At 61.2% G+C, this 12453-nt stretch carries 15 protein-coding genes; 9 read left to right on the forward strand and 6 right to left on the reverse strand.

What is annotated here, in order from left to right; all coding sequences use genetic code 11:
- Position 1: 1 nt before the first annotated feature.
- From ACM6I0_RS10505 to ACM6I0_RS10530, 6 genes are all read right to left on the reverse strand, one after another.
- Positions 2–1843, reverse strand: a complete 1842-nt coding sequence (locus ACM6I0_RS10505) for a nitric oxide reductase activation protein NorD (RefSeq protein ID WP_285434928.1) — start codon at positions 1841–1843, stop codon at positions 2–4.
- Positions 1844–1922: 79 nt separating this feature from the next.
- Positions 1923–3350, reverse strand: a complete 1428-nt coding sequence (locus ACM6I0_RS10510; protein WP_285434929.1) for a cbb3-type cytochrome c oxidase subunit I — start codon at positions 3348–3350, stop codon at positions 1923–1925.
- 3 nt (positions 3351–3353) lie between these two features.
- A complete protein-coding gene (locus tag ACM6I0_RS10515; protein WP_010460184.1) occupies positions 3354–3794 on the reverse strand; it encodes a c-type cytochrome in 441 nt (146 codons plus the stop codon).
- 157 nt (positions 3795–3951) lie between these two features.
- Entirely contained in the window at positions 3952–4209 is a 258-nt protein-coding gene (locus ACM6I0_RS10520; protein ID WP_285434930.1) for a cytochrome C oxidase subunit IV family protein, read from the reverse strand.
- A gap of 10 nt (positions 4210–4219) precedes the next feature.
- Positions 4220–4807 carry a cytochrome c oxidase subunit 3 family protein gene (locus ACM6I0_RS10525; RefSeq protein ID WP_285434931.1) on the reverse strand — a complete coding sequence of 196 codons (588 nt, stop codon included), beginning with the start codon at positions 4805–4807 and terminating at the stop codon, positions 4220–4222.
- Positions 4791–5594, reverse strand: coding sequence for a CbbQ/NirQ/NorQ/GpvN family protein (locus ACM6I0_RS10530; RefSeq protein WP_285434932.1), 804 nt, complete (start codon positions 5592–5594; stop codon positions 4791–4793). The genes ACM6I0_RS10525 and ACM6I0_RS10530 overlap by 17 nt, the downstream gene beginning before the upstream one ends.
- A gap of 199 nt (positions 5595–5793) precedes the next feature.
- Between ACM6I0_RS10530 and ACM6I0_RS10535 the strand changes: the two genes are divergently transcribed.
- The 9 genes from ACM6I0_RS10535 to nirJ are packed head-to-tail and all read left to right on the forward strand — an operon-like array spanning position 5794 to position 12430.
- The gene (locus ACM6I0_RS10535; RefSeq protein ID WP_414922215.1) at positions 5794–7482 is read left to right on the forward strand and encodes a cytochrome D1 domain-containing protein; all 1689 of its coding nucleotides are present in this window, start codon (positions 5794–5796) and stop codon (positions 7480–7482) included.
- Between the two features lie 24 nt (positions 7483–7506).
- Complete coding sequence (locus ACM6I0_RS10540; protein ID WP_285434934.1) at positions 7507–7821, forward strand: c-type cytochrome; 315 nt, start codon at positions 7507–7509, stop codon at positions 7819–7821.
- Positions 7822–7837: 16 nt separating this feature from the next.
- Entirely contained in the window at positions 7838–8164 is a 327-nt protein-coding gene (locus ACM6I0_RS10545) for a c-type cytochrome (protein WP_285434935.1), read from the forward strand.
- Positions 8161–9339 (forward strand): cytochrome D1 domain-containing protein, encoded by a 1179-nt coding sequence (locus ACM6I0_RS10550; protein WP_414922216.1) that lies wholly within the window; start codon positions 8161–8163, stop codon positions 9337–9339. Before ACM6I0_RS10545 ends, ACM6I0_RS10550 begins: the two co-directional genes overlap by 4 nt.
- 1 nt (position 9340) lies before the next feature.
- The gene (locus ACM6I0_RS10555) at positions 9341–9796 is read left to right on the forward strand and encodes an Lrp/AsnC family transcriptional regulator (protein WP_414922217.1); all 456 of its coding nucleotides are present in this window, start codon (positions 9341–9343) and stop codon (positions 9794–9796) included.
- On the forward strand, positions 9796–10311 hold the full coding sequence (locus ACM6I0_RS10560; RefSeq protein WP_414922218.1) for an AsnC family protein: 516 nt from the start codon (positions 9796–9798) through the stop codon (positions 10309–10311). The genes ACM6I0_RS10555 and ACM6I0_RS10560 overlap by 1 nt, the downstream gene beginning before the upstream one ends.
- Positions 10304–10747, forward strand: coding sequence for an Lrp/AsnC family transcriptional regulator (locus ACM6I0_RS10565; protein WP_285434940.1), 444 nt, complete (start codon positions 10304–10306; stop codon positions 10745–10747). Before ACM6I0_RS10560 ends, ACM6I0_RS10565 begins: the two co-directional genes overlap by 8 nt.
- On the forward strand, positions 10722–11225 hold the full coding sequence (locus ACM6I0_RS10570) for a nitrite reductase (protein ID WP_285434942.1): 504 nt from the start codon (positions 10722–10724) through the stop codon (positions 11223–11225). Before ACM6I0_RS10565 ends, ACM6I0_RS10570 begins: the two co-directional genes overlap by 26 nt.
- Positions 11226–11251: 26 nt before the next feature.
- The gene (nirJ, locus tag ACM6I0_RS10575) at positions 11252–12430 is read left to right on the forward strand and encodes a heme d1 biosynthesis radical SAM protein NirJ (protein ID WP_285434943.1); all 1179 of its coding nucleotides are present in this window, start codon (positions 11252–11254) and stop codon (positions 12428–12430) included.
- The last annotated feature ends 23 nt before the right edge of the window (positions 12431–12453 follow it).

The raw sequence follows: 12453 nt of genomic DNA on the forward strand, positions 1-12453 counted from the left end.
TTCAAGGTTGGGTCAACTGACGATACAACTGCGGCAAGCGCAGGGGTAATTGCTCGGGCTGGCGGATCAAGGTGTAGCCATTGGCGCCGAACATGTAAGGCAGGTAATCCCCGGCCTCGCGATCAATCGTGATGCAAAACGGTGTCAGCCCCTGGCGCCGCGCCTCCAGCACCGCTTCGCGGGTGTCTTCAACACCGTAACGCCCCTCATACAAGTCCAGATCATTCGGCTTGCCATCGGTGAGCAGCAGCAACAGTTTGCTGCGGCGCTTGCTCTTGCCCAGCAGTTGGGTGGCCTGGCGGATGGCGGCGCCCATGCGGGTGTAGTAACCCGGCTTCAGCCCCTGAATGCGGCCTCGGGTGTTGTCGTCATAACGCTGGGTGAACGACTTGAGTTCCTGCATGCGCACTTGCTGACGACGCAGTGAGGAAAACCCGTACAGGGCGAAGTCATCACCCAGCACCGACAAGGTTTCGCCGAACAGCAGCAGACTGTCGCGGATGACATCAATGACCCGGTGTTCATCGTTCAGGTGCGCATCGGTGGACATCGACACATCGGCCAGCAACAAGCACGCCAGGTCGCGACGGGTCTGGCGTTGTTCCATGAACAGACCGCGCTCGGCGCACTGGCCATGCTCGCGTTCAACGTGAAAATCCAGCCAGGCCTGCATGTCCAGTTCAGACCCTTGAGGCTGCTGGCGTAACCATTGGCGATCGTTGCGCAGGTGTTCGAACTGACGCCGCAGGCGGTGCGCCGAGTTTTTCAGCCGTGGCGGCAATGGTTGCGCCTCACAGTCGCGGGGCACCATCATTTGTAGATTGACGAAACTGTCCTGCATTTGTTTTTTGCGATAGTCCCACTCCGGCAACTTGATGCCCTCGCCCAGGGGAATATCGTCGACATCAGCCGGCGGCAAATCCAGGTGCAACTTGAGGCCGCCGCCCTTGCGCAGACGGGTGCGCGACAGGCTCAGTTCGTCCAGGTCTTCGGCGACTCTGGCGGCGTCCGGATCTTCGCTATCGTCCGACCAGCGATCCAGGTCCACGTGTTCGGTCCAACTGAACAGGTTCTCCAGACGCACGATTAACAACCCACCATCGCGGTTGCCTTCATCGATCCGCTTGGCGCGTTTGCTTCCGCCTTTCTGTTCGCCGGGCGGGGTCGTCAGCGATTCTTCCGACTCATCACCCAAGTCAGCTGCCTGCGGGTTGGCGAGGTTTTGCGGCGGGTACAACCACAGCGGCAGCGGCCATGCGGCCCGTTCGCTGCGGGGGAAATGTTCGACACTCCCGGGCTCGCGCAACGCCTGGCATAACGCCCGTTCCAGGGCCGCTTCGCCACGACTCAATGTGGCCGGATCCGGACGCAATTGCAGGTGAGCATCGACCAGGCGTTTGTACCGGGCACGCAACGCGGGATAACGCCGCAACAGCAGTTGCGTCCAGCGTTGATTGTCCCGTCCCCAGTGCCGCATCTGACCGGCCTGCGCCGCGAGCAATGCGAGCCAACGATAGAGTTCCTCGTTCAGTGCGACTTCAGGAAACACCGCGAGGTTCGACGGCAGACGAAGGTTGCTTGCATCACACCACGCCAGGGGCACTTGCTTGCAGGTGCCGGCGATCTGTTGCAACACGTTGCGGCGCAACAGCAGATCGCGGTCGCTGGCGGCTTCCACACCAACACCGTTGGCGCCGCCCATGGCGCGGAACAACAGCGCCAGCGGGCGTTGCTGGCTGGTCAGTTCGACGCGCGCCTCGGGGAAATCCGGGCTGGCACGTCGGGTGATGAAGCGGTGCCAGACACTGCCTACCCATTCTTCCAGCTCGATGGTAAAGGCCATGACAGTTGCCCTTTTCTGTAAACCACAAAAACGGCCCGCTGTATCAGCCGGGCCGACCTTTTCTAGCCGTTACACCGGCTCATGAAGGAACCACCGCAGCCGGGGCGCGCAACGCTGCGCGGCCACGTTGCTTGAAGCTGAACAGGTAACAGAGCAGTCCCGCAAGGAAACCCAGACCGGCGCCGAAACGGGCCCAGAACAGCACCTGCAGATGTTCGACAGTGGCCATGAATGGCAACGCGACACCATCGACTTGCCAGCGTTGAAGGTAAACCTGAACAACTCCGGCTGCGGTGAGGAACAGCGTGATCATCACCATCGACAGGGTCATCAACCAGAAGCCCCGGATTTCGAGGGTCTGTGAGCGCTCATCGCCTGCTTCACCCAAGCCGCGCAGTCGTGGCATGGCGTAGCTGATCAAGGTCATCACGATCATCGCGTAGGCACCGTAGAAAGCCAGGTGGCCGTGCGCCGCTGTCAGTTGCGAACCGTGGGTGTAGAAGTTGACCGGAGCCAGGGTATGCAAGAAGCCCCAAACACCAGCGCCGAAGAACGCTGTGACGACGGTTCCCTTGGCCCACAGGGTGGCGGCACGGTTCGGGTGTTGCCGGCGACGCTTCTTAACCATGCTGAAGGCGAAGATCACCATGGCCAGGAAAGGCAGCGGTTCGAGTGCAGAGAAAATCGAGCCGACCCACAACCAGACCTCCGGCGCACCGATCCAGAAAAAGTGGTGACCGGTGCCGATGATCCCGGTAATCAGCGCCATGGCGATGATCACATAGAGCCATTTCTCCACGACTTCCCGGTCTACACCGGTGATCTTGATCAGCACGAACGCGAGCATCGAACCCATGATCAGTTCCCACACGCCTTCCACCCAAAGATGCACCACCCACCACCAGTAGAACTTGTCACGGGCCAGGTTGCCTGGGTTGTAGAAGGAGAACAGGAAGAACACCGCGAGCCCGATCAACCCGGTCATCATCACCATGCTGACGGTGGTCTTGCGACCTTTGAGCAGGGTCATGCCGATGTTGTAGAGGAAGCCCAGGCACACCACCACAATGCCCATCTTGGTGATGGTCGGTTGTTCCAGAAACTCCCGGCCCATGGTCGGCAGCAGTTCGTTGTGGGTCAGCCTGGCCAGGCCGGCATACGGCACCAGCAGATAGCCGAGGATCGTCAACACACCCGCGGCGGCAAAGACCCAGAACAGGATGATTGCCAGTTTCGGACTGTGCAGTTCGCGGTCGGCTTCTTCTGGAATCAGGTAATAGGCAGCACCCATGAACCCGAACAGCAGCCAGACGATCAGCAGGTTGGTGTGCACCATCCGCGCCACGTTGAAGGGAATGATCGGGAACAGAAAGTCCCCTATCACGTATTGCAGGCCCATGATCAAACCGAACAGCACCTGACCGAGAAACAGGATCAGAGCAAACACGAAGTACGGTTTGGCCACGGCTTGCGAGGCGAATTTCAGATGCGGATTAGCAATGCTCATCGCTTAGCCCTCCTTGTTTGGCGGCCAGCCATTGGTGTTGATGTTCGAGCTCCATTTGAGGAACTCGGCGATGTCATCCACCTCCTGGTCACTCAATTTGAACTGTGGCATCGCGCGCCGGCCCGGTACGCCCAGCGGCTGCATTTTCATCCAGGCATGCAGGAAGGGTTTGAACCCCGCCTCCCCGCCGCGACGCTGGAACACGTTGCCCAGTTCAGGCGCGAAGTAGGCGCCCTCGCCCAGCAGCGTGTGGCAGCCGATGCAATTGTTTTGCTCCCAGACCAACTTGCCGCGCACCACTGATTCGGTGAGCTGCGCTTCATTGCTGCGGGCCGGAAAGGTCTGTTCCGTGTGATAGGTCAAGGCCAGGAATATCAGGAAGAAGAAGATGCTTCCCCCGAAGTAGATATTCCTGGCCATGCCTTTGGTGAAGGTCTCTGACATGGTCGCTTCCTCTTTGCTTGGCCCGTCCATGATAGGAAGCGAAGGGTTGAAACCTGCTTGATGGCGATCAAGAAAGCCAGATGGTTTTGGTCGGGTATTGTCCACAACGCAGATCGAATGTGGGAGCGGGCTTGGTCGCTCCCACATGTGTATTCCTTCAGCGGAACGACAGCAGTGTCATCCCGATCACCGTCGCCAACACCAGCGCCCAGCTCAACATCAACCGGCGCCACAGTCGCGGCGCGTGGCGCATCTCCATGAAGCCGTCGGTGATCAGCCACGCCTTGCCCACCGCCACCAGCAAGATGGCCAACGTCAACAGCGATGTCGCGCCAACGTGGGCCAACGCCACCGTGCACACACTTAACGTGGCAAGCGCCGCCCAACAGACCAGCAATACCCTGGAAATAGACATGAGAACCTCGTCAACTCAGCACGTAGACCAGCGGAAACAGCATGATCCAGATCAGATCGACCATGTGCCAATAGAGCACGCCGGATTCAAACCCGCTGCGTTTGCTGGCGTCGTACAGGCCACGGCGGCAGCGCTCCGCGAGCCACCCGAGAATGACCATGCCGAGCAGTACGTGGAGAAAATGAAAGCCGGTGAGGATCCAGTAGAGGGTGAAAAAGGTGTTGTGCTCCATGCCCAGCCCCGAGGCGAGCAAGTGCCGGTATTCCTTGAGTTTCAGCACCACGTAGACACTGGCGACGAGCAACGCCATCAGCAGGAAGACCGCACCGTGGCGCGGCCGTGAGTGCCTGACGTGCTCTTGCGCCAGCGCGGCGAACAGGCCTGCGGTGAGCAAGCTCAGGGTCATCGCCAACCCGGTTGAGGTGTTCAGCAACAAACGGCTTTCGCTGAACATCTGCGGCTTGAGTGCCTGGGTCACGGCGAACGCCAGGATCAGGATGGCGAACACCGACAGCTCGGCCAGAATGAAAAACCACATCGCCAGATCGCCCGGCAATTGACGGCGAGAGACGCCCGCGGACTCAGCCAAAGTGGACATCAACCACGTCCATCAGCGCGGCAACGGTCAGCGGATCATCGCTCAGCGGCTCGGCCAGGCAGGCCATGCACGCCTCACGCGGGTTCATGCCGGAGCGGATCATGCGCGCGGTAAAAATCAGCAGCCGCGTTGAGGCGACCTCTTCCAGGTCATGTTGATCGAGCCGGCGTAGCGCCTGGCCCAATCGCACCACTTGCGCCGCCAGCGCGTTGTCCACCTGCGCCTCCCGGGCGACGATGCGTTCCTCGTCGGCCACCGGGGGATAGCCGAAACGCATCGCCACGAAACGTTGGCGGGTGCTGGGTTTCATGCCTTTTAGCAGGTTCTGGTAACCGGGGTTGTAGGAGACCACGAGCATGAATGACGGCGGCGCCTTCAGCACTTCGCCGGTGCGCTCCAGAAACAGCTCGCGGCGATCGTCAGCCAGGGGATGCAGTACGACCACGGTGTCCTGACGCGCCTCGACCACTTCGTCGAGGTAACAGATGCCACCTTCGCGCACCGCGCGGGTCAGCGGTCCGTCCTGCCACCAGGTGCCCTGGGCACCAATCAGATGGCGGCCGATCAGGTCGGCCGCGCTCAGGTCGTCATGGCAAGCCACGGTGTACAGCGGCAGTTTCAGCCGATGGGCCATGTGCTGGACGAAGCGGGTTTTGCCGCAGCCCGTCGGGCCCTTGATCAGCACCGGCATGCCATGACGCCAGGCTTGTTCGAACAGCGCCTCCTCATTATTGAGCGGTTGGTAGAAGGGTTCGATCGGGTGATCGCAAGACTGGATACGGTCCATGGGCTGCCTGTTCCAAAAGCGGATTCAAGGAACACGCTACGGTCCCCTGCGACAACCTGGCAAGTGAGATGGCCGGCAAACTTGATCGTCGTCAAGCGAACATTGGCCTGCTCGGGCATAGCCTTGCACGGCACTAAGAACCTGCGTTCTGCGCTGCCGTTTCAGCACATCGCAAAGGTCTTGCCTGAGGAGAAATGGAATGCTGATCAGCAATAGAAAAACGTTTGCCCTGACCCTCGCCACATTGTGTTCGTCACTGGCTCTGGCAGTGAGTCATGCCGCCAGCGCTGACGAACCCGCCGCCGCGACCAACCCGCCCATGGTCAAAACCGCCGGCGCTCCCGACATGAGCCAGACCGAGTTCGACTCATCCAAGGAAATCTACTTCCAGCGCTGCGCAGGCTGCCACGGCGTTTTGCGCAAAGGGGCCACGGGCAAACCGCTGACGCCGGACATTACCCAGAGCCGCGGGCAACCGTACCTGGAGGCCTTGATTACCTACGGGTCTCCGGCGGGCATGCCGAACTGGGGAACGTCCAATGCGCTGACCAAGGATCAGATCACGGTCATGGCCAAGTTCATTCAGCACACGCCGCCGACGCCACCGGAATGGGGCATGGCCGAGACGTTGAAAACCTGGAAAGTGCTGGTCAAACCCGAGGACCGTCCGAAGAAGCAGTTGAGCAAACTCAACCTGCCGAACCTGTTTTCAGTGACGTTGCGCGATGACGGCAAGATCGCCCTGATCGACGGTGACAGCAAGAAGATCGTCAAGCTGATCGAGACCGGTTACGCGGTGCACATCTCGCGCATTTCTGCTTCCGGTCGCTACCTGTTGGTGATTGGCCGGGACGCCCGGATCGACATGATCGACCTTTGGCCCGTGGAGCCGACCAAGGTCGCCGAAGTCAAAGTGGGCATCGAGGCGCGCTCGGTCGAGACCTCCAAGTTCAAAGGCTACGAAGACAAATACACCATCGCCGGTTCTTATTGGCCGCCGCAATTCACCATCATGGATGGCGAAACCCTTGAGCCCAAGCAGATCGTTTCGACCCGAGGCATGACCGTCGACAAACAGGAATATCACCCGGAGCCTCGGGTCGCGGCGATCATCGCCTCCCACGAATGGCCGGAGTTCATCGTCAACGTCAAGGAAACCGGCAAGGTGATGCTGGTCAATTACCAGGACATCAAAAACCTCACCGTCACCTACATCGATGCTGCACCCTTCCTGCATGACGGTGGTTGGGACAGCACGCACCGCTACTTCATGACCGCCGCCAACAACTCCAATAAGGTCGCCGTGATCGACTCCAAGGAGCGCAAGTTGACCGCGCTGGTGGACGTCGGCAAAACCCCTCACCCGGGTCGCGGCGCCAACTTCAACCACCCGACCTACGGCCCGGTCTGGGCCACCAGCCATCTGGGTGATGACGGCATCTCGCTGATCGGCACCGACCCGACCAAACACCCGCAATACGCCTGGAAGCAGGTCGCCTCGCTGAAGGGCCAGGGTGGCGGATCGCTGTTTATCAAAACCCACCCCAACTCTCGTCACCTGTACGTCGACACCACCCTCAACCCGGACGCCAAGCTCAGCCAATCGGTGGCGGTGTTCGACATCGACAAACTTGACGCCGGCTACACCGTGCTGCCCATCGCTGAATACGCGGGCATCAAGCAAGGCGCCATGCGCGTTGTGCAACCGGAATACAACAAGGCCGGCGATGAAGTCTGGTTCTCCGTGTGGAGCGGCCAGGCAGATGAGTCGGCGTTGGTGGTGATCGACGACAAAACACTGAAGCTCAAATCCGTCATCAAGGACAAACGACTGATCACACCCACCGGGAAGTTCAACGTCTACAACACCCAACACGACATCTATTGAGCTCCATCAATGCAAGGAAACACCATGAAAAACACTCTGTTTTCACTGTTCGCCCTGACCGCTGCGCTGAGTGTGCAGCCGGCCATGGCCCAAGACGCGCTGGAGTTGTTCAAGAGCAAACCCTGCGCAGCCTGTCACTCCATCGACACCAAAATTGTCGGCCCGGCGCTCAAGGATGTAGCGGCCAAGAACGCTGGCGTATCGGGGGCCGTGGACACCCTCGCGGGCCACATCAAGAACGGTACACAAGGCAATTGGGGCCCGATGCCCATGCCGGCAAACCCGGTCACTGAAGAAGAAGCAAAAATTCTCGCAACCTGGGTACTGACCCTCAAATAACCGCCTGGAGGGCGCCATGATGGTTTATCGACACGCAGTGATGCTGGCGGCCCTCCTACTCATTTGCGCCACCGCGGTTGCGGCGCCCGACGCCCAGCGTCAGGCGCAACTCGAACACCTGCTGACCCAGGACTGCGGCGCCTGCCATGGGCTGCACCTGACGGGCGGGCTGGGTCCCGAACTGACCCGCGCAGCGCTGGCCGGCCAGTCCAGGGACAGCCTGATTGCCACCGTCGCTCAAGGCCGGCCCGGCACCGCGATGCCCGGTTGGGCGCCATTGCTCAGCCCCGGCGACATCCGCTGGCTGGTCGATCTTCTTCTCCAGGGATATCCCGCACCATGATCCGTTCAATCCTGTTCTGCGCTGCAGCCGGGCTGTTGTTGTCCGCTTGCGTTCAGCCACCGTTGCGTGGCACTGGTGACCTGGGCGTGGTCGTGGAGCGCGCCACCGGCAGCGTACAAATCATCGAAAGCGATACCCGCACCGCGCTGGCGCGGCTCGAGGGTCTCGGCGACCTGTCCCATGCTTCAATGGTGTTTTCACGGGACCAGCGCTATGCCTATGTGTTCGGGCGTGACGGCGGCTTGAGCAAAATTGATTTACTGACCCGGCGCATTGATCATCGGGTCATCCAGGGTGGCAACAGTATCGGCGGCGCCATCAGCCAGGACGGCAAGCTGATCGCCGTGTCCAACTACGTGCCCGGCGGGGTCAAGGTGTTCGATGCCGACACCCTGCAACTGGTGGCCGATATTCCTGCCACGCCTCTGGCCGACGGCAGCAAACGCTCGCGGGTGGTCGGGCTGGTCGACGCGCCGGGGCAACGTTTTGTCTTCAGCCTGTTCGATACCGGCGAGATCTGGACCGCCGATTTCAGTCAGGGCAGCACCCCACGAATCAGCCGTTTCACCGGCATCGGTGAGCAACCCTACGACGCCCTGATAACTCCCGATGGGCGCTACTACATGGCCGGCCTGTTCGGTGAAGACGGCATGGCGCAACTCGACCTCTGGCATCCAGAGCGCGGTGTGCAACGGGTGCTCGGTGATTACGGTCGCGGCCAGGCGAAACTGCCGGTCTACAAGATGCCGCACCTGGAGGGCTGGGCCGTTGCCGACAACCAGGCGTTCGTGCCCGCCGTCGGCCGTCATAAAGTGTTGGTGATGGATTCACGCACCTGGCAGCAGACCGCTGCGATTCCGGTGGCCGGTCAACCGGTATTCGTCACCTCGCGCCCGGACGGTCGGCAGCTGTGGGTGAATTTCGCCTACCCGGACAACGACCGCGTGCAAGTCATCGACACCGAAACCCACGCCGTGGTCGCCGACCTGAAGCCGGGGCCGGCGATCCTGCACATGGAATTCACCGCACGTGGCGACCAACTGTGGCTGTCATTACGCGACGGCGACCAGGTTCAGGTGTGGGATCCGTACAGCCTGAAGCTGCTCAGCAGTCTGCCGGCCGCCGCGCCAAGCGGCATCTTCTTCAGCAGTCGCGCGCAGAAAATGGGGTATTGAATTGAACCTTGAACTGCTCAGCCGTCAACTGATCGACCGCTTCCAGCACGGCATGCCGCTGTGCCCGGCGCCGTACAAGGAGATGGCCAAGATTCTCGGTTGTCGAGAATCGCAAGTTATGGCTTGCCTGGAGGAAATGGACCGGGCCGGCACCCTCTCACGGATCGGCCCGGTGTTCGAACACAGCCGCGCCGGGGCCAGCACCCTCGCCGCCTTTGCCGTGCCCGCCGAACGCCTGCAACAAGTCGCCGAACGCGTCAGCCAATATCCCGAGGTCAATCACAACTACGCGCGGGAGCATTTCTACAACCTGTGGTTTGTGCTGACCGGCCCCAATCGTCAGCACATCGACCGCGTGCTCGAAGAACTAGAGAACGACACCGGCCTCATGCCGCTGGAGCTGCCGATGTTGACCGCCTACCGCATCGACCTGGGCTTTGCCCTGGGAGAAAACTGATGAACCCGCGATTGAGCCCCAAACAGGCGCTGGCGCTGCGCCGACACCTTGAAGGTGGATTGCCGTTGGTATCGCGTCCTTATCAGGCCCTCGCAGAACGGATAAATGCTGACGAACACCAAGTGCTGGAACAAATGCATCAGTGGAGCGAACAAGGGCTGTTTCGCCGCATCGGTCTGGTGCTGCACCACCGCGCGCTGGGCTTTACCGCCAACGCCATGCTGGTCCTGGACGTTCCGGACGCGCTGATCGACGAAGTCGGCCAGCGGCTGGGGCGAGCGCCGGGCATCAACCTCTGCTATCAACGGCCCCGGCGCTTGCCGCAATGGCGGTACAACCTGTTTTGCATGGTGCATGGGCGTCAACGTGATCAGGTCCAGGCGCAGATCCAGGCATTGCTGGAAGAACATCTACTCAGCGACCTGCCCCATCAGCTGTTGTTCAGCACCCAAGTGTTCAAGCAGTGCGGCGGACGTTTTGCGCCCTCGCGAACAGGAGCGCCTAACCATGGATGACCTCGACCGTCGACTGATCAATCGGTTGCAATTGGGCCTGCCGCTGGTGCGCCACCCATGGCAAGTGCTGGCGGCCGAACTGGACAGCAGCGCCACCGAACTGCTCGACCGCCTCCATGTCCTGCTCGATGACGGGGTGCTCACGCGCTTCGGCCCGATGTTCGACATCGAACGACTGGGCGGCGCCTTCACTCTCGCCGCACTGGCGGTGCCGGAAGAGCGTTTCGACGAGGTCGCCGAGCAACTGCAAGCCCTGCCGCAAGTGGCGCACAACTACCGACGCGAACACGCCTGGAACATGTGGTTCGTCCTCGGTTGCGCCACTGAACAAGCGATCGCCGAAACCCTGCAGCACATCGAAACCCTGACCGCCCTGCCGTTGCTCAACCTGCCCAAAGAGGAGACCTACCATGTCGGTCTGTATTTCCCGGTCTGAAGACACCCTTGCACAGCGTCTGATCGTGTTGACCCAGGCCGGCCTGCCGTTGCTGGACGACCCTTGGGCCTGGCTTGCCGAACAACTGGGATTGAGCATCGAATCCACACTGGACCTGCTCAAGCGCTTGCAGGCTGAAGGCGCGATCCGGCGGATCGCCGCGGTGCCCAACCACTATCGACTGGGCTACCGTCACAACGGCATGACGGTCTGGGATGTGCGAGATGTGGACATGCCGCGCCTCGGTGCACTGATCGGCGCGCAACCCTTCGTCAGCCACTGCTACCGCCGCCCGCGCCGAACCGGCTGGCGCTACAACCTGTTCGCCATGGTCCACGGCCGCAGCGGCGATGAAATTGACAGTTACCGCGAGCACCTGCGCTATCTGCTGGGCGACGCGTGTGCCGCCGAAGAGATGCTGGTGAGCAGCCGCATCCTGAAGAAAACCGGCTTGCGTCTGCCCACCGCTTCGAACTGAATACGTCCCGACTCAAGGAGAGTTGCATGTTGAGGATCAGCCAATACCTGCGTGCGCTTGCCGGCCAGGCGCCTGCCCCCAGAACCAGTCCACCGGGCATACATCGGCCGCCGGTGGTGATCTGGAACTTGCTCCGGCGCTGCAACCTGACCTGCAAACACTGCTACGCCACGTCCGCCAACAGTGTCTTTCGTGACGAACTGGACACGGCCGCCGCGCTAACAGTGATCGACGACCTGCACGAGGCCGGCGTCAAGGTCCTGATTCTTTCCGGCGGCGAACCGCTGCTGCGCGAGGATCTGTTTGTGCTCAGCGCCTACGCCCGGGCCAAGGGCTTCTTTGTAGCCTTGTCCACCAACGGCACGCTGATCGACGAGCACAACATCGGGCAGATCAGCTCGGCGAACTTCGACTACGTCGGCATCAGCATCGATGGCCTGGAAGCCACCCATGACGCCTTTCGCCAACTCAAGGGCAGTTTTGCCCGTTCCATACAGGCGATCCGGCTCTGTCGCGAACAAGGGATTCGCGTCGGCCTGCGCACCACCCTGACCAGGGAGAACCACCCGCAATTGCCCCAACTGCTGGCGCTGATGCGCGAGTACGACGTGCAGAAGTTTTATCTGTCGCACCTCAATTACAGCGGTCGCGGCAAACGCAGTCGTCAACTCGACGCGCAAAAGCAGATGAGTCGGGACGCGATGACGCTGATCTTCGAGCGAGCCTGGGACGACATCCAACTGGGCCGCGACAGTGACTTTGTCAGTGGCAACAACGATGCCGACGCGATTCTGCTGCTGCAATGGGCCGCACAGCGTCTGCCGGAGCATTACCCGCGCCTGGAAAACATGCTACGCGCCTGGGGCGGCAACGCTTCGGGCAGTGGTATCGCCAATATCGACAACACCGGCGAAGTGCACCCGGACACCTATTGGTGGCAGCACTCGGTGGGTAATGTGCGGCACACGCCGTTCCGCGCGCTGTGGCTGGACCAGCCGGATGCTCTGCTGCTGCGATTGCGTGAGCATCCCCGCGCGGTCGGTGGCCGTTGCGCTCACTGCCGCTGGTTGCCCATCTGCAACGGAAATACCCGCACCCGCGCCTGGGCCGAGGGAGATCTGTGGGGCCAGGACCCCGGCTGCCATCTTAGCGATGACGAAATCGGCGCGCCGCCGCCCACGCCCCTCGCTTGCCTCAGCCACTGAATCGTCCGTCCGGCAAACCACCT

Source organism: Pseudomonas sp. IT-P294 (assembly GCF_949767865.1).
Classification (GTDB): domain Bacteria; phylum Pseudomonadota; class Gammaproteobacteria; order Pseudomonadales; family Pseudomonadaceae; genus Aquipseudomonas.